This is a genomic window from Candidatus Nitrospira allomarina, from assembly GCF_032050975.1.
Classification (GTDB): Bacteria; Nitrospirota; Nitrospiria; order Nitrospirales; family UBA8639; genus Nitrospira_E; species Nitrospira_E allomarina.
Genome location: NZ_CP116967.1, coordinates 911,339 through 929,025 on the forward strand (window position 1 = coordinate 911,339; position 17,687 = coordinate 929,025).

Genomic DNA, 17,687 nt, shown 5'->3' on the forward strand with positions numbered 1-17,687 from the left:
ATTGAACCGATTACAATAAAACCATGGGGACGATGGCATTGGTAGGACAGGCGAAGGAAAAAGAAATATTCAAGAAGCTTCTGGAGAACCAAACAGACGAAATTCCTCGCGTTCTTCGGGAAAAGTTATGGTGCCAAAACCAGGACGGCTAAACCCGGTCCCTCGGTTCGTCAATTTTCCCGTGATTTCCTTTAGATTTCAATCTTTTTTCATGGCTCTCAATGGGTAGGAGCTCTCCCATGAATCGATGTGACTTAGAGCATTATCTACACGAGCATATTCCACTCTCACGCGCCATGGGCGTTGAAGTCATTGAAGCAGACTGGAATGGCGTCACCTTGCGAGCTCCTCTTGCTCCCAATATCAATCATCGGGAAACCGTGTTTGGTGGAAGCGCCTCGGCCGTGGCCATCCTGGCAGCCTGGGCCATTCTGTATGTTCGGCTACAACAAAAACACGTGGCTTGTCGTCTGGTGATTCAGCGCAATACGGTAACCTATGAGCGTCCTATTGTGAGTACCTTTGAGGCCTCTTCCACCATTCAAGACTCACTGCCCTGGGAAAAGTTTCTACGAACATTTACACGGAAAAATCTGGCGAGGATCAGCGTCGCCGCAACACTGAGTTGCAATGAAGTTCAGGTCGGGAAATTCGAAGGGGATTTCGTGGCTTTAGCTATGAAACAAGACTAATAGCAGGCTCTATGGACTATCACTATAATAGGACCGCAAGTTGGAAACCATCCGCATCTTTTTAAAGATGGGGGGTTGTCAAAAACGTGGTCGAGAAATAGTCTGCTCAATTTCGGTAACGGTTATACCATTACCTTCTGGATCTATTGCCTGTTAAACCGTCGCGCAGGCTGGCTTTCCTGTATCTACCTGGGTCATGCTTCGGATACGTATCATCCCGATGATTTCTTTGAGTGTTTTACCGGCCACTTCATTCGCGACCTGACAGGTGCCCGCATTCCGGTGTCCGCCGTCGCCATACGCCAGACAGAGTTCGCCGATATTGACCCTTGAGCTCCGGTTGACGATCGACGCTCCAATTGCGAACACGGTGTTTTGTTGTTTCAATCCCCACAGCACATGGATGGACAGATTGCAGGCCGGATACAGGGCATAAATCATAAACCGGTTGACGGCATTGAAGAATCCTCATCGCAGTGAGTGAATTTCAGAAGATTGGCCAAAGGATTACCGCGTGGGCTTCGCTTGATTGAATGTCAAGGAATCGCAGGGAGCATCCTTAAAACCCTCGGCGAGATATTTCCCGATCAAGTAATGGGCTCTGGCATTCGGATGTGGATCAAAAGGGGAAAGGGTATACAATTCGTGATTCACTTGAATATCCGGTATGACCTGGGAAATGTTAATGAGTCGAAACCGGTGGTCTTCAAATTTTTCAACAATCTGATCGGCCAGAATATCCCCGCTTCCCTTATCCCAAAACAGAACATAAAACGGTGCGTGAAGGTTACCTTCAATCGCCCGACGGCTTTGTTCGACCACACCAAGATAGAGAGGAATATTTCTGTGATCAAATGCATGCATTTGAATGACACGTTCCTGAATAAAACCATACAGTGCACTATGACAAACAAGGTCGTAGAAAATTTTGTAATATTTCCCATGGAACGGACCTTGGTACCTCACTGATCCATCTGGCATGAGAGTATAGCGAGGGCCATAGTGATCCCAAAATGTATTTCCTGCCACGCGGTCGACATGGCTTTGGATCCCTTGATAAATCACGAGATGCACACGACCATCCACAATCGTCTTGAGTCGTTCAGTTTCCAACGCTCGCAACATTTGATGGGGTCCATAGCCATGAAACCCTAAATTATAGACGTTGAATTTCCCGTCTCCTCCTTTTGCAAAAAAATATGGCATGGTTTCATGATCGCCTACGCCTTCTCCAAAGGTGTAGGACCCACCAAAAAAGACCACATTACAACTTTCGGCACGCTTTTTTTGGGGCGTTTCCCGAATTCTCTGCGGGGTAATGGCATATGATTGGCTATACACGAGATGTTCTCGGTGGTATTTCTGAACAGTAAAATTTCCCGGATTTGGTTCATACCCTAAATCACCATCTTCCCCGTCACTCCGAAAGTAGGAGGTCGTGTACTCTCCAGAATAGGACTCTTCTGTCCGATTAAGGAGAAGACAAAGAATTTCTGAAATGGCCAAACACGCAAAGACACTCAACAAGATGAGGGTCACATTTTTCCAACGTGGCTGTCGAACCCAGGCAACCAGTATCCCTGCGACGAGAGTTCCTAGACCAAAAATTAATGAGAACACCCCTTCCTTTTCCACGAGGAAAAAGAGAATTCCACCCGCACTGATCGTGATTGACAGCAACCTCAATTGCAATGGCATGGATCCAGACAACATTAATTTTGTTGATCTAGGAATGAGGGAAGTTCCATTGTCAAATTATTGGCACAACATAAGGAAGCACAGAATTTCAGCTGTGAAGAGATTTCCCATAAACATAACACCCTTAATGCATATTGGCAGGCGAATTCGAGTTGTCAATGCAGCGCTCTATATTTACTCGGGCCCTTACAAGACTGGTGCTTTTAGCAGTCAAGCTGCCCCTGCCAAGTGACCGGGAACCGGTTAATCCCGGAAGGAGCGCTCATCAAAACCATTGAGGTTTTGTCTATAAATGTCACCCATTGCCGTAAAGTAATGGGGAAGGACCCAGTCGGTAGGATCGCCCTATTCCATTTATTGGTCTTAATGCCTCTCAAAATTTATGAGCGAAAGGAAGGAAATTGGTAGGTACTTATTTGCCTTTTTAGCCTTACAAGTTAAAACAAGGCATTTGTGTGGATAGAAAATCGATCTGAACCTAAAGCGGGAGTAACATTTTCACAACAGGCGATTTAAAAAATCTGTCACTGCTCAATGCAGGTTTTTTTGTCAGAAGGAATTCCTAATTCTCAGACATTTCACCCCCTTTACGGGGTGAATCATTAGGGGGGTCACTTATTCTTAGCATAGCAGCCACGTTGGCCTTTTTGGTCCCGGTTGTCTGCGGAGTCTTCCTATTGGGGCTGACCCTCTATTATTTATCCCTGATCGTATTGTACACACGAAATTACGGATTGGACCCTGTACCCCCGTGCCGTTTTGAAGAGAGCGCACTCCCATGTGTCACAATACAGCTTCCTATTCGAAATGAGGGCCAACTGGCTGTGCGCGTCATCCGCCATGCGGTGGCACTGGATTATCCAAGTGACCGTCTTGAAATCCAAGTCCTTGACGATTCCGATGATGAGACATCAACAATTATTCAGCGGGAAGTGGACCGCTTGCGTCAGCAGCAGGCAGAGCTGGATATCAATGTAATTAGACGAACAACACGGGAAGGATTCAAGGCCGGTAACCTCAAGAACGGCTTTCCCCTGGCAAAAGGGGAAATGTTGGCCATATTTGATGCCGATTTTCTCATACCGACAGATTTTCTTCGGCGAACCGTTCATTTTTTCACGGACCCCCTGGTCGGGATTGTCCAAACCCGATGGTCTTACATGAATCGAGGAAAGTCCTGTTTCACGGAATTTCAAGCCACAAAACTGGACACACACCAGATGTTCGAGCAGGCCGCACGGGCTCGCGCCGGGCTATGGATTCATTTCCACGGAAGCGCAGGGATCATTCGCAAAGCAGCGGTTGAGGATGCAGGTGGGTGGAATTGTCTTTCCGAAGTTGAAGATGTCGAGTTCAGTATCCGCGCCAATATCAAAAAGTGGAAACTTGTTTACCTTGACCAGTTCAAGGTGCCATCGGAGCTTCCGGAAACCATCACCGGATTCATTGTTCAACAGATGCGTTGGAAGAGAGGGTGGTTAAGAGTATTAAAGTATTATGCGGGGGATATCTGGAAAAGTGATTTCCCTCTCTCAATTCGTCTCGATTTTTTGGTGCGCTTGTTCGGTAGTTTTGGCCCGGCACTTTCTCTGCCCTTCACCCTAGGTGCACTTCCGGCATTCCTGATAGGTGCTCAGTATGGTCTTCAATGGTTCGTCTATATGGAATTCTCACTGCTACTCATTTGCTCTCTTTGTATACGATTGGCTGAAGGACACTATGTTACAGGGAACATCGATTCTAAAATTCCTGTACGGAAATTCCGGCTCTCTTCATTTATCCCGATTGGGTTTATTGTGAATCTTGGAATGATGTGGGCCCAAACCCAGAGCACTCTCGAAGGTCTCGGAAATGTTCAGAGTTGGGACGTAACACCAAAATCTCATAAATATCTGGTTCCACCAAAAGCTCCCCTGCCTGGCTATATTGTCGGAACAGTCCTCATGTGTATATATGCAACGGCATTTTTTGTTTGGTCATTTTGGACTGAGCACTTCCTGGCAAGTGGGTTTTATATGCTGACAATGATGGGAGCCGGCTGGATAACCATATCATTCTCGCTTGAACGGTTCTCATGCAAGAGATCGCTCTCCGAATCTTTCCTAGAGGTGAAGCATCGTAACTATAAAAGCGCTATGCATACAGATTGAACCTGCGATCAAATTCGCAAGAAAGACCGGATCGTTCCAATCGATCCCTTGTTGCACAGTTTTTGTGGATGAAATTAAAGAAATCCTCTTGGAGAAGACATACAATCCACTACGAAATTTAAATTGCATCAGCATGCCGGCCACCAGCCCGACATTGTCTCAGGGAACGAAAGCTTCGCGATTGAGATAAGATTTCTAGTATCGAATCAATGTGGTTCCGGCACCGGCGGGGCTCCCGATCTCCTCGGCCTCAAACCGGCCATTTTCCGTATTAAAAATATGGGGATTACATTTTCGAGTCTAGAAAAAGAATTAAAATGCCTTTAATTCTTCCTCAGGATAGATAAGGAGGAGTGCTAGTTCAGGAGAATGAGGAGGCCGTGCAAATAATGCCAGCTGATGAAATTGAAGAAGCGTTTTTGGGGGTGGTTTTTCGGCATGTCGTATTTTTTGTCGGGGAGATATTGTGGGACTTAGTCTGTTTTTATATATTCATTTCCGTGATTAAATTGGTCACTATTGGTAAATATCCAGAAGGAAAATCCGCTGAGATTCCAGAAATTATCACCTCTAGGTGGGTTTCCTTGTCTTGCTTTTTGGAATAATGTCGCTAAGGAGCTTTGGCGCTAGGGAACGCTCGGGAGAAGTGGCCTCGGTACCGGTTACACCATTACCTTCTGGATCTATTGCCTGTTAAACCGTCGCACAGGCTGGCTTTCCTGCCTCTATCCGATTCATGCTTCGCATGCGGATCATCCCGATGATTTCTTTGAGTGTTTTACCGGCCACTTCATTCGCGACCTGACAGGTGCCCGCATTCCGGTGCCCACCGCCGCCATACGCCAGACAGAGTTCGCCGATATTGACCGTGGAGCTCCGGTTGACGATCGACGCTCCAATTGCGAACACGGTGTTTTGTTGTTTCAATCCCCACATCACATGGATGGACAGATTGCAGTCCGGATACAGGGCATAAATCATAAACCGGTTAACGGCATAGATAGTCTCCTCATCCCGCAGATCCAGCACAACCAGATTATCATGGACGGTCGAGCATCGTTGTATCTGTTCTTTCGCCAACTCGGCATGTTTATGGAAGAGCTGCACCCGTTCTTGCACGTCCGGCAGGGCAATGATTTCATCGATACTGAGGCTAATACATTTTTCGATGAGTTCCATCATCAACTGGTAATTGGAGATGCGAAATTCCTTAAAGCGTCCTAGTCCGGTACGCGCATCCATAATGAAATTCATTAAGGCCCAGCCGCTCGGGTTGAGGATTTCGTTGATATCATATTTGGCCGAATCGCCTTTATCGACTGCGGCCATCATCTCATTCCATGCGGCCGGAAATGTCTTTTCACCACCGTAATACCGATAAACCACCCGCGAGGCCGATGGGGCCTTCGGATCGATGATATGGTTACTTCGCTCACCCTTATTTCGAATAGTCTCACTCAGGTGGTGATCAAACGCGAGGTGGACACCCTCAACATACGGAAGATTGGTGGTGATATCCTTGTCGGAGATCGCCACTTTGCCATCCTGCATATCTTTTGGGTGGACAAACTTGATGTCCTCAATAATCCCCACTTTCTTCAGCAGAACCGCACAGACCAGTCCGTCAAAATCACTGCGGGTCACTAATCGAAATTTTTCCGTAGCCATAAGATTGGATCCTCAAAGGGAAGCAAGGTTGATAAGGAAATGCCACGAGCGTGCTCATGATTGACAAAGGTTTAAGCATGGTGTCCGTAGCCCGGACGACCAAGGTCTTCTCTTATTTTCGGCCATAAGGTTCAGATCTTAAGAATATATGACTTTCGTGTTTGACTTCTTAGCCCGAGAAGGAAGCCCGCAACTCTTTTTCGCGCATTTAAAGGAGTCGATTCTTGCCTCGAATCCAGGTCATACCCCAGACAAACCGGGTTCGCGAACACGAACCTGTCGATGAAATCCGGTGGCGCAGGCGACCCCACCGATTTCATTTATTTCGTTGGAAAAATGCCCTAAAGCACCGACCTGGACCTTGTCCATAGTTGGCAGATTCCAAACCAGGACCTTTCCCCCCCACAAAAATACAGTACAAAAGAGTTCTGGATGACACCGGTCACATGAGCCTTTATCCTGAAACGGTCCTGCTGCTATAGGTAAAGATCACCACTATGGTCAAACACATAACTTTACATGACAGAACACCTCAGCAGATGCGAGTTCCTCTCAATCCGGTCATCCCAAGATGGGAGAAACATCAAAACCAGCTTGCCCGATTGGAAGCAACTGAAGACGGAGAACAATTTGATCATGATATCGATTACCTCGTGGATGGGCATGATCACATTGGTGACATGTTCGATCACGATGACTCAAGCCCTTGCAGAAGAACCTGAGCGTCTGCTTCGGAAAAAGAAACTTTCGCAGGATGTTGCGGCCCAGGTACCGAAAGCCCAGTCGCCACAATGGCACTACGGCGGGTTTGTGGATGTGGGATATTCACATGACTTTAGTTCTCCCGACAACCACCTTTTTCGCAATCGCGCCACCACGCCCAGAGTCAACGAGCTCGAACTTAACATGGGCGGTGCTTATATTAGGAAGAGTGCGTCCGAGCAGTCCCGATGGGGTGTGGAGCTATTAGGGCATGGCGGACAGGACTCCAAAGATTTCGGGTTCGGGACTAACCTTCCTCATGTTCCCGGGTCCGATGTCTGGCGTCACTTCGGTCGCGCGAATCTCTCCTACCTGGCTCCGGTCGGCAACGGCTTGACGATTCAGGCCGGACTCTTTAACAGCCTCATCGGTTATGAATCCCTGTACGCCAAGGATAATTTTAACTATACGCGCTCCTGGATGGGCGACTATTCACCGTACCTCATGTTCGGGGCGAATGCGGTCTATCCAATCAACGACCGGTGGACCGGTGCGGTCTTTGTCATCAATGAATATTTCCATCTACAAAACGCCAACGATTTGCCGAGTTATGGAGCCCAGGCGACATACACACCCGGTCGCTCCTGGACGATAAAAGAAACCATCTATTATGGGCCTGATCAATCGAACACCTCACTGGAATTCTGGCGATTCTTTTCAGACACCATCGTTGAATGGAAAGGCAAGGAGGTTACAATTGCGGGCCAGTATCAGATGGGAACCCAAAAGAATGCCTCGGTTCCGGGCAATCCCCGATTAATCTATATGGGAGCGGCGCTCCATACGCGCTGGCAAATCACCAAACCATGGTTTGTCGCGCTTCGACCGGAGCTTTATTCGGACCCGAATGGTCTCATAACCGGCTTTGACCAATTCATCTGGGCGGTCACCGCCACTTCGGAATACCGGCTTCCCTATGAATGGACCAATTCCATCTTCCGGATCGAATACCGGCATGACAACTCTACGGGTTCCGGTGGCGGGTTCTTCAAGGGTGGGCAAAACAGTCTGACGCCTTCCCAGAACTTATTGATTTTCTCTGTCATTTGGACCTTCGACTCACCCTGACAGAGCATCCCAAGCATAGCATGGATGAAAATGAGGATAAGTACTGCCCCGGAAAGAACAGGTTCACAAAAGACCCCTGACCAAAATGGCGTCACAGGGATCAAGGCGGCAACCCCATATAGAAACTATCGCACGGTTTTTTTCCATCAAGTGATAGGACAGAAGGAAAAACAGATAAAACTGGTTATTACGAAAATTCTTTTTAGACACCTGTCCACGATGTAACCACTTGTCGATCTCCTTCCATCGGTTGCATCATTTTCATTTCTCCTAAGAATTCAAGCGCTTAAACTCCGAATTGTTGGGGAAGGGTTCTTTTGCCAAGTGGCATCATGATTGCTCATATACCTCACCAAGGCAAAAGATAATATTTACACATCCAATCAAGTGAGGCACTGACATGACATGGTCATTGGCAATAACCATCAGTCTCACCATTGTGATCACGTTAATCGCCATGGGTTGGATTTGGGCTGAGAACAAACCCCCAACCCGACCTAAAGCGAGGACCAAAGCGTCAAACGATTACTTCCAAAATGAAGGCATAGAAGAAGAATAAAAAATGAAAGTACCGAGACTTCAAAGTTATCCATAAGTTCCCCGGATAGGATATTTAGTTTCCTGAATCCCTTTCAAGGTTTCGATCAACTCGTCGGGATCGGACCTTTTACTTTTAGAGGATGTGTTGGAAATATCGATCAACTGGACCTTACCGTCCGGACTGATTGCAAACATTCCAGGTTCTGGAAAAGGTTTATCCGGTTCCTCGGTGGATCGCGGGTGAGAGATTTACACCCCAAGTTTCCGATTCCATCACAGATGATCACCGGAGGATAAAAACCAAAGTTTTATCGCCCAGCCAGGAAACGGATCGAAAGATTCTGGACGTCAACTTGAATAGAGGTTCATTGGCCCATCCCGGGATGAGTATTGACCAAATGCACAATCTAGTGATCCGGCTTCCCCATGAAAGCCTGAAAGATCCCCGTTACCGTCCTTACGGATTTTTTGCCTCCTTAGCATGAGCCTTCGCCATCGTTTCCGCAACTTCCGCAGCTTTAGTGTAATGATCCTTTAAATTCTTGGCGTGCTCCACAAGGCTTGATTCATGCCCTTCCTTCGGAGTCCCCAAGAACTCATACTCTTTCTCAATTTGCCGCATTTCTTCTGCCCGTGCATGAAGATCAGTCGCTTCCTTCTGATACCAGTCCGCCAAACGCGCATGGTCATTTTGTTTCACCATTTTGCTTGGCGGACTGAATGCGCACCCGACCATGAGTGCCATCATTGTTGCCGCAACCACCAACTTCCAGTTTCCTTGAATGTTCATAACCTCCTCCCTGTGTGATAAATCATTATTGGTTATGCATGTACTTTTCCTATGCCATCATTTGGTAAGAAATGGGTCGTCAAAATAAAGAATCACAACGGTCTACCTAATGATCGTCCCGCTACTTTTGGATTCTCCAAAAAGCATTCACAAGACATCGCGAGAAAAAGATCTGCCGGATCGGCTCCGGTATTAATAAACCAATCGCCTAAGGAATTTATTTTTGCAGAGTGGTCGCTATCCACCGCTCTCACAAATTTCAGTATGACCTGCGGTGGTTCGCTTAGAGAGATCAGCGCAGACATTCACGGCCTCTTTTCACATCCCGGTAAAAGATCTAGTATCCGAATCTCACCTCGTATCGCACATCTTTAACCAACTTCATATACATATCGCAATGCTAAAAATGGATTACCATCTTTTTCACCATATTAGGCATACCAAAAGATGCCATTTTCTATGGAATATGGCCCGGCTTGGCGGGTTCTGGGGTGCCATGTTGGTAGAGCAAGGCCATGCTTCCTACGGTATGGCCGGGAACGGGAATGCAGAAGAAATTCCGATTAATCTGTATGACTTCATCACCCCGACCACCCGCTCGTCACCGGGCATAGCGGAAGCATCTGCACGATGAATGATCCGGGTGAAGCCAAAGTGTGTGGCATGGCGAGCCTCCCCGCTACATCAAAATGATTGTCCTCGACAATCGTCTTTAATCGTCTGGAAAGATTAGCCCTCATTCGTTCTCAAATGGTTTAAAATTCCGTCCAGAAAGTTCATGCCATTTTACAGTAAATAATAAGGATGTTGAATTCGAAATGGAAGTTTAAGGAGATGGACCAACGTGACCTGAAAACTAAGTTAAGTTTGCGCCTTGAATCTTGGGAGACAAAAAACAGAAAAAATGTCTTACGAAATCAATTCCGCTCGAGAATTGAGATAGGTAAAATAACTCTATATTGACGGATGCGCTCACATTCACATCACACAAATTAAAAATCAATCTATTCCAGGCTAGAGATCAGACAATTTACCCGACCTATCCACATTTACCCTGGAGGGACTTATGCAAAAGATTGCCGCCATTTTCGCGATAGCAGCTCTGATAACCGGGCTGAGCGGATGCAGTTATGTGTTCTATCCTCGTGCGGATGAATTTGCCCAAAAAGCTAAAGGGACCACCAATCTCGAAACCGTACTGAACCTGACCACTATGATGGAAGCCAGTGCGGAAGCCGCGAAAGGGGGAACAGGGTCCGATCAGCCATTGGACGATCTGCACAATCAATTTCATGCCTTCGACAATTCTTTGTGTTGTGTGGACGAGGCCAAACGGGAAACACCGGCCTACGCTCTCGCGGTGACCCATAATAAGGAATTGTGGGCTATCTTTAAACGGCTATGGAAGTTCAAGGATACGCAACCCCACCGGGATGAACACCTCGCCTTATTTAAGACGGAGGTCCAAGAACTCCGTGCGACCCTTGAGACATTGAAATAATCGGACGGCGTGGATTGACCCGATAGGCCTGAACAAGTGTGGGCGAGAGAGGGACCTAATAGAACACAGACTCTTGGGCAGGGATTTTCTGTGATTGTTCCTTACGAATAGCGGGTAAAACTTGTCGTCTGCCGGGGCCGTGCTTTGAGGATTACTCCGATTAACAGACCGATGAGCACCAGAGCGCCCCCATAGAGGAGCCATTTTAGTTGTAAGTTTTCTTCAAGCTGCCTGGCTTTAGCGGATAACTCTTCAACCTGGCCAGCTAAAAGTGTATTCTGCTGAACAAGTTCGATGTTCCGTGCATGCTCGTTGATGGAATCGCCCGATATACGTTTCAGTTCCGCGAGTTCTTTCGAGAGGGATTGCACCTGCAAATTGAGCGTCCGGTTATTGGCGTCGGTTTCTTTATGCTCAGCCTGGATGCTCGCACGCGCCTCGCGTTCTTTTTCGATTTCCGCTTTAAGACTTTGTAGGCGTTTTTCGGCTGCAGTCAGCTTGACCCGGGCAATGGGTTCCCCGATGAGGTACTGAGACGTGACCCAGCCCTCCATCCCATCGGTGGTCCTGACCTGGGTAAACCCGGCCTCCTCGTCTATCGCGAGAATGGTCAGTTGGGTGCCGCTGGGTAGGCCACGGTGTAGGATGCGATGGGCAGTAGTGGGCCCACTGCGTAGCGGCACAGTTACCACGTCCGAAATATAATTCACGTCTCCGACTGCAGCCAATGGCTGTGTGGTCAACCCCAACCATGAGCACGATAAAAAGACGAGATAGATTAAAAATTTCAAAGCGTTTAACCTCCTCATGGTGTTGCGCATTTTGAGAAAGGAGTTCTTCCGGCGAAAGATAAAGTGTCGCACTCACTAGGAATAGGAAATGTACAGGCCCTGGGGGACAGGCCGATAAGTAGCAAAGGAGCCGTAAGGTGTCAATGACACCAAAAAATCGGCTCAGAAAATAGAGGCTTAAAAAAGGTTAAATGCTGTTTTGACGTCCTAGTTCATCCTCTTTTCCGTTCACGAATATAGAAGACCCGGAAAGGAGCACGCAAACGGGCCTATAGAAGGTGGGTGAGCAGAGTGGGAAGAAATGAAAACCAAAACTACAGGCTTGACCTACGACTCAGAGGATCAAATGACCACCACATATGAATAAGCTAACCGGGCTAACGTTCAAACCCAGGAATAGACCCTAGTTGAGCCAGACGAGTTGGCCCACTCCTCCACGGTATGCGTTAGAACGATTCAATGGGCAAACTCGGATGGAAATGGCTTTGCGTCCGTTTGCTTTGACCCAATGAAATGAACCTCGGCTTCCGAACCCGAACCCGCTTTTTCCAATAGCCAAAGTCAAATAATAACCCTTGTCCAAAAGAACAAATGTCAGGCGAGTGGAGCTTTTTAGGGAACAGTGCCGATGGATGGATCTTCATATGTAAGTTGCTCTGTCAGTTCCTTTGAAGCACAGGGTAACCAAACGAGTAAATCCATTTTTCCGCCTCAACTGTATTTTTCCGCGCCAGCTCTCTGGCCGGGGTGTGACAGGGAAGACAATCTATTTTGTAATCCTTAGACACCGTGTGTTGAGGATCATCCGGATTAAAGAAGGACCAACCCCAACCATCACCCCATAAGTTGGATTCTTTAAACCGCCCGTTCGTATCCCTGACCAGCACAAACCAGCCTTTGATGGTGGTCGCGTGACCGACTGCCGGCCCGGTGGTCATCGGCATGGTGTCGGCGTTTAGGAGCTCTTTCACCAACACCGCTCCGTCGGGAAACCGGTTTTTCTCGTTGTAAAATTTGATCGTGTCCGATTGTGTATACACGACGTGATATTCTTGCAAGCCTGGCGCACCTTCAACCTTTGCGTGGGCCCAGGTCCCAAGCGTGGGCCATTCCCGGTAATTTTCAGGGACACTGATGGCCCCGGTTTTGGGGTGAACATTAGGAGCAAAAGATTTCTCTTCATTCGTCATCGCCCATCCTGCCAAACTTCCCAATCCCAGAATGAGGACCGTCCCTATGGTGACAAACCGATTCATAGACCTCTCCTATCAACGGTGGCATCCAAAAAACGGCTGGGGCCCGCCACATAAACCATGACGGGCCCCGGCCTGGTTACTTTATAAATCCGACGCCGCTTTATCTTTGATTTCTTTCCAATTGGCCTCGGATTTTTTGAGATAGCCCTGAATGTCCTTGGCCCATTTGCTTTGGATATCCCGATCCAGATTCAAATACAGTTTGCCCTGAACGATCTTCCACGCTTCAGGATCGGAAACGAATTTCTTCCCGACCGCCACACCATAGGCACAATAGCCACCGTAGGCTGGCACATACTTCCCGGGGTCGGCCTCGAACATTTCTTTGTGCTCTTTGGTAGCAAAGGCATAGGTTACTCCCTGGTGCTCGACCACGTGGTAACCGGAGCCCCTCATCGGTTTTCCATCCGTAAAGTACGCAACCGGATCATAACCGCTGATTCCTGGAGTGCTATTGGTAACATCCCCCGCGGAGGCGGGTGTAGCCGCGATGGCCAGGAACATGACAAACAGGGAACTGAAGATTGTCTTCATCATTTTCATGATGGATCTCCTTTTTGAAGGTAGAATGGTTAGTAAGGCACGGTATACAGATCTGTATCCTTTTTGAAAGTCTAGTCAGCGAAGTTCGTGTTTCGTTACACTTCTTTTCCAGTCGCGTAAACATTGCAGAAACCATTCATACCATTGGAATATAGAAGGAAATCTGACAAACCTCTTCCAGAGATATTTGTGTATTTACAAAAATTCCAAAAATATTGGTAGACCTGAATGTCTAGTAAAATGAAGCAAGAAAGCGCTCGACCCTCAAAACGGGAGCAACTCATCAACACAGCCGTGACCTTATTTGCGCAAAACGGGATTCACGCCACCGGGATCGATACGATTGTTGAACACTCGGGGGTGACAAAAAAAACCTTGTATGCGCACTTTCGCTCCAAAGAGGAATTGGTGCTCGCGGCATTGCGACACTATGACGGACAGTTTAGAAATTCGTTCATGCGGCAAGTGGAGACCAAGGCGCGCACTCCAAAAACTCGCCTGCTGGCCATTTTCGATGTGGCCGAAACCTGGTTTTTGCAACAGAGTTTTTATGGATGTCTGTTCATCAATGCCGTTGGTGAGCATTCCACCCCCGACACCTTACTGCGTTACGTCTGCAGGGATTTCAAGCGGATGATGACGGAGTTTATCCTCAAGCTATGCATTCAGATGGGAGCGCGGAATCCTCAGCATTTAGCCGAAGAACTCTCGCTCTTATTGGAAGGAGCAATCGTGACAGCCCAAGTGTCGCAAAAACCTGATGCAGCCAAAATTGCCAAACGGGTAGCAGCAGTGCTGATCGAAAAACAGAGTCCACATGAAATACCCCAAACATAGCATCATATTCCCAGGTGGATGATCTGAGACTCCTATAGTTCATGACCTTCTGATATAGGAGATACTAAATGAGAACTTCCAAGCTGCCACAGGTTTGTCACGGAAAACAAATTGGTAAAATCGGGGCGTTTTTGTTAGTCTATGCCCATACATATTACTCAGTAGGTGCCAATAACAGCTTGGGCATCTTTCGCGGGTTTGCCCTCCACCTTCCAATAAAAACATTTATGCGTTTTTCGAAGTGGATAGTCATTCTCTAGCATTCATTCTATTGTTTCGAGGAACTTTTCCATGATCGAACCAATGCATCGGGGCATTTAATCTATCAACCAGAGCCAGGTTACCGTCCGCATCCATAACAATATGCCAAGTCACGAAACCAATTCCCTTCCGCACCCAATCAGCAGAAAAATGATGGGATTTTAGTTTTAAAGAAAAATTTTGTATGGCTATGATCATTCCTCGAATTCAATATCACCATGAGGGACACCCGAGTCGGCCTTTTTTAACGGGTTCTTTTGGAATATCAAGCCTCCCATCACATATTAAAAGCCATACTCCGGTAAAATTGTATTTGCCAGAAGGCCTCCTTCTGGTTTACTTTGTAGAGTTCGTATCTTTCCCCTTTATAATAAGAAAGTTGAGGATCTCCGTTTTACAAAAAGGCTTCGATGAAGTTTTGTGAATCGTAAGCTATAGATATCTCGAAATTCCCTACACATGAGAGAGGAGCGATAAGGATGCCAGAAATCCAGCGGATCATATTGGGCCCATGGAAGCTGTTTAAGTCCCTTTTTGACACCCAAGAAGCGTCAGCGCTGGCTTCCCATAAAAACGGTCGCGAGATAGACCTGGTTCGAACGATCCCATTTTTGGCCCTACATATTGCCGTTCTCGCAGTCTTTTGGGTGGGCTGGAGTCCTATAGCGGTCGGGGTTGCCGTGTCCTTGTATATTGTACGAATGTTCGCCATTACCGGCTTTTATCACCGCTACTTCTCCCACCGAACCTTTCGCACCTCACGGGTGATGCAGTTCCTGTTTGCCTGCCTTGGGGCCAGCGCGGCCCAACGAGGTCCTTTATGGTGGGCCGCTAACCATCGCCACCATCATGCCTATTCCGACAAACCGGCAGATGTCCATTCTCCTGTTCTCCGGGGGCTCTGGTGGAGCCATGTAGGTTGGTTTTTAACTCATGACCAACTTGCAACAAAGTTGAACCGCATCAAAGATTTTGCGCGATATCCTGAATTACGATTTCTGAATCGTTTCGACACCCTTGTGCCAATCGGGCTGGCAGTCCTCCTGTTTCTCTTGGGGAAATGGCTCGGCAGTGCCTATCCGGATTTGGGAACAAGTGGATGGCAAATGCTGGTGTGGGGCTTCGTGATTTCAACCGTTGTCCTCTGGCACGGCACCTTCACCATCAACTCACTTTCCCACCTTTTCGGTAGCCGACGCTATCCAACATCGGACCATAGCCGGAACAACTTCCTTCTGGCCATCATCACCCTAGGTGAAGGATGGCACAATAACCATCATCAATATTGCAGCTCCGCCCGGCAAGGATTTCGATGGTGGGAAATCGATGTCACCTATTACCTGCTGGAAGGACTCCAACTTTTCGGGATCATTTGGGATATTCGACCAGTCCCCGCATGGGTACTGAATCACCCAAGTCTTGAACAGGTGGACGAGGATACTGATTCTGCCGAAAAGATGGCGATGTAGATACACCATTGGTCCCAGGGATGCCTCTTTAAAGTGTCCGGCCATTCATTCATGCCTTTTTTAAATTTCTCTCTCCAGGCCTTCCCTTTTTCACTTTCCTACATCTCACAAACCCAGAATTCGTCATTAATCATGAGGGATGCACCCACTTGGATGGGTGATGTATGATAAGACTATTGGCTGCTGATGCCCTGTGAGGTACGAACATGTTCCGCCCTTTTGTCGCTCTGATGACGGTAGTCCTCGTAACCCTTCTCACCCTTTTGCTTGGATATCAAACGTCCTGGCCCTTTTCCATACTTGAACCGAAAGAATCCACAGTTCATCAGTCAGGTGATCAAATTTCGGTCGCCTTGGATTTAGAGGGTCTCCCCGGAGTCACCAAGGTGAACTACTATTGGTATGGTGAATTTGACGATATGCTGCGAGAATTTGTCGAAGAAAAACTAGCCCTTGTTGCCTCGGCCAAAAACAATCCTCCCTTTGGTGGAAAGATCCCGATACCCAATGAAATGATGGGCACCTATCGGCTTCTGGCTGTGGCCGAACAGGGTGGAAGACAATCCCAACATGAATCCTTGGCCATCTTCGATGAAATCCTGATTCAAATCGAGCCGGCCGCTGAACTCCTGGAAATTGACTTTCAAACGGACAAGCCCCTGAAATTGGGACGAGCCAGCGGAACTCGTGTATATGAACAAGTAGACTTTCTCGGAAAAACGTTTGAATTACCAGTGATTGGGCGATTCTCAGATGGAATCTCCCGTTCCCTTCGGGCACAAAGCACAGGAACCACCTATCAGTCTGCTAACGAAAAAATCATTTCGGTCAACCCCAATGGGGTGGTCCGGCTGGTGGGGAATGGGGAAACCACGCTCACCGTTAAAAACCGCAATCAAGAGGCCACCCTCGGCATTCTGGTTGAGGTTAACGATGAACCGAACCAGCCACCGGTTTCGGATCCGGGCAAAACGCAAACGGTCCTTTCGGGAACACGAGTCACCTTGAATGGCTTAAGGAGTTATGATCCCGACGGCGGCTCCCTCCAGTACCACTGGGAACAAGTACGAGGAAGTAAAGTCCCTTTGCTCGACCCGTATTCCGCACAAGCCAAATTTTTGGCCCCGTTTGTCGTCGAAGAACGCCTCTTCCGTTTCACGCTCCGAGTTACGGACATTCAAGGTGCCGACAGTCTACCTGCATTTGTCGACGTCCTCATTACGCCCTAGCGGGAGGCATCTTATAGGACGTGCAGCGCGAGCCAGAAGCCACAAGAAGCCAAATGTAATCACTCCTTTCCCTAATCACCCCAGACACTCTCAATAGTTGTGCGATCTTACCCAACTTCCCAATTCCGCGAACATCGCCTTTTCTGGTCGAAATTACTACAGCCGGACGGGAGTCGAGCCCGGGATGAGTTTTTTTAAAACTGCAGTACCAAGCTTACTTGGAACAGATTCCCAGGTTTAAACATCTGGCCTTTGAGGACAACATAGGAATCATTAAGTTCTGGTTTTCCATTTTCAAAAAACACAGGGGAGCCGCTCAACTGTCTGAGCAATAATCTCTTAATTAACCGTGAAACAATGCCCGTCAATGACAAAGTCCAATAAATTTTGATCTTTACATCCCACAAAGAAGATAGGCCCAGGAAGAAATAT

Annotated in this window: 17 protein-coding genes and 1 pseudogene; 10 read left to right on the forward strand and 8 right to left on the reverse strand. The window is 47.7% G+C overall.

Going from position 1 to position 17,687, the window contains the following annotated elements:
- The first annotated feature begins 239 nt into the window (after positions 1-239).
- Positions 240-692, forward strand: a complete 453-nt coding sequence (locus PP769_RS03910) for a YiiD C-terminal domain-containing protein (protein WP_312645445.1) — start codon at positions 240-242, stop codon at positions 690-692.
- 153 nt (positions 693-845) lie between these two features.
- Here the strand turns inward: PP769_RS03910 and PP769_RS03915 are convergent.
- A pseudogene (locus PP769_RS03915) lies at positions 846-1,148 on the reverse strand (hypothetical protein); the annotation flags it as partial.
- Between the two features lie 51 nt (positions 1,149-1,199).
- A complete protein-coding gene (locus PP769_RS03920; RefSeq protein WP_312645452.1) occupies positions 1,200-2,390 on the reverse strand; it encodes an SGNH/GDSL hydrolase family protein in 1,191 nt (396 codons plus the stop codon).
- Positions 2,391-3,028: 638 nt separating this feature from the next.
- Between PP769_RS03920 and PP769_RS03925 the strand changes: the two genes are divergently transcribed.
- Together PP769_RS03925 and PP769_RS03930 are read left to right on the forward strand one after the other, a co-directional pair.
- Positions 3,029-4,540: a glycosyltransferase gene (locus tag PP769_RS03925; protein WP_312645453.1), complete on the forward strand. Its 1,512-nt coding sequence runs from the start codon at positions 3,029-3,031 to the stop codon at positions 4,538-4,540.
- Positions 4,541-4,929: 389 nt separating this feature from the next.
- The gene (locus tag PP769_RS03930) at positions 4,930-5,145 is read left to right on the forward strand and encodes a hypothetical protein (protein ID WP_312645454.1); all 216 of its coding nucleotides are present in this window, start codon (positions 4,930-4,932) and stop codon (positions 5,143-5,145) included.
- A gap of 88 nt (positions 5,146-5,233) precedes the next feature.
- On the opposite strand, the gene PP769_RS03935 is transcribed toward PP769_RS03930, so the two are convergent.
- Positions 5,234-6,208, reverse strand: coding sequence for an exopolyphosphatase (locus PP769_RS03935; protein WP_312645456.1), 975 nt, complete (start codon positions 6,206-6,208; stop codon positions 5,234-5,236).
- 636 nt (positions 6,209-6,844) lie between these two features.
- Here PP769_RS03935 and PP769_RS03940 point away from each other — a divergent pair.
- Both PP769_RS03940 and PP769_RS03945 read left to right on the forward strand, forming a co-directional pair.
- A complete protein-coding gene (locus PP769_RS03940; RefSeq protein ID WP_312645457.1) occupies positions 6,845-8,038 on the forward strand; it encodes an outer membrane beta-barrel protein in 1,194 nt (397 codons plus the stop codon).
- Between the two features lie 400 nt (positions 8,039-8,438).
- A complete protein-coding gene (locus PP769_RS03945; protein ID WP_312645459.1) occupies positions 8,439-8,597 on the forward strand; it encodes a hypothetical protein in 159 nt (52 codons plus the stop codon).
- Between the two features lie 438 nt (positions 8,598-9,035).
- Here PP769_RS03945 and PP769_RS03950 read toward each other — a convergent pair whose 3' ends face one another.
- Positions 9,036-9,368, reverse strand: a complete 333-nt coding sequence (locus PP769_RS03950) for a hypothetical protein (RefSeq protein ID WP_312645462.1) — start codon at positions 9,366-9,368, stop codon at positions 9,036-9,038.
- A gap of 92 nt (positions 9,369-9,460) precedes the next feature.
- Positions 9,461-9,673 (reverse strand): hypothetical protein, encoded by a 213-nt coding sequence (locus tag PP769_RS03955; protein ID WP_312645464.1) that lies wholly within the window; start codon positions 9,671-9,673, stop codon positions 9,461-9,463.
- 161 nt (positions 9,674-9,834) lie between these two features.
- On the opposite strand from PP769_RS03955, the gene PP769_RS03960 reads away from it, so the two are divergent.
- Both PP769_RS03960 and PP769_RS03965 read left to right on the forward strand, forming a co-directional pair.
- Positions 9,835-10,002 (forward strand): hypothetical protein, encoded by a 168-nt coding sequence (locus PP769_RS03960; protein WP_312645467.1) that lies wholly within the window; start codon positions 9,835-9,837, stop codon positions 10,000-10,002.
- A 432-nt stretch (positions 10,003-10,434) separates the two neighbouring features.
- On the forward strand, positions 10,435-10,869 hold the full coding sequence (locus tag PP769_RS03965; RefSeq protein ID WP_312645470.1) for a hypothetical protein: 435 nt from the start codon (positions 10,435-10,437) through the stop codon (positions 10,867-10,869).
- A gap of 101 nt (positions 10,870-10,970) precedes the next feature.
- On the opposite strand, the gene PP769_RS03970 is transcribed toward PP769_RS03965, so the two are convergent.
- The 3 genes from PP769_RS03970 to PP769_RS03980 form a co-directional block, all read right to left on the reverse strand.
- The gene (locus PP769_RS03970; RefSeq protein WP_312645472.1) at positions 10,971-11,660 is read right to left on the reverse strand and encodes a TIGR04211 family SH3 domain-containing protein; all 690 of its coding nucleotides are present in this window, start codon (positions 11,658-11,660) and stop codon (positions 10,971-10,973) included.
- 659 nt (positions 11,661-12,319) lie between these two features.
- The gene (locus PP769_RS03975) at positions 12,320-12,916 is read right to left on the reverse strand and encodes a cytochrome P460 family protein (protein WP_312645474.1); all 597 of its coding nucleotides are present in this window, start codon (positions 12,914-12,916) and stop codon (positions 12,320-12,322) included.
- 81 nt (positions 12,917-12,997) lie between these two features.
- Complete coding sequence (locus PP769_RS03980) at positions 12,998-13,459, reverse strand: YHS domain-containing (seleno)protein (RefSeq protein WP_312645476.1); 462 nt, start codon at positions 13,457-13,459, stop codon at positions 12,998-13,000.
- Positions 13,460-13,699: 240 nt separating this feature from the next.
- Here PP769_RS03980 and PP769_RS03985 point away from each other — a divergent pair, with 240 nt between their 5' ends.
- The 3 genes from PP769_RS03985 to PP769_RS03995 all read left to right on the forward strand — a co-directional run bounded on the left by PP769_RS03985 (position 13,700) and on the right by PP769_RS03995 (position 17,255).
- On the forward strand, positions 13,700-14,296 hold the full coding sequence (locus tag PP769_RS03985) for a TetR/AcrR family transcriptional regulator (RefSeq protein ID WP_312645478.1): 597 nt from the start codon (positions 13,700-13,702) through the stop codon (positions 14,294-14,296).
- A 740-nt stretch (positions 14,297-15,036) separates the two neighbouring features.
- Positions 15,037-16,026 (forward strand): acyl-CoA desaturase, encoded by a 990-nt coding sequence (locus PP769_RS03990; protein WP_312645480.1) that lies wholly within the window; start codon positions 15,037-15,039, stop codon positions 16,024-16,026.
- A 206-nt stretch (positions 16,027-16,232) separates the two neighbouring features.
- A complete protein-coding gene (locus PP769_RS03995; protein WP_312645482.1) occupies positions 16,233-17,255 on the forward strand; it encodes an Ig-like domain-containing protein in 1,023 nt (340 codons plus the stop codon).
- Positions 17,256-17,687 lie beyond the last annotated feature (432 nt).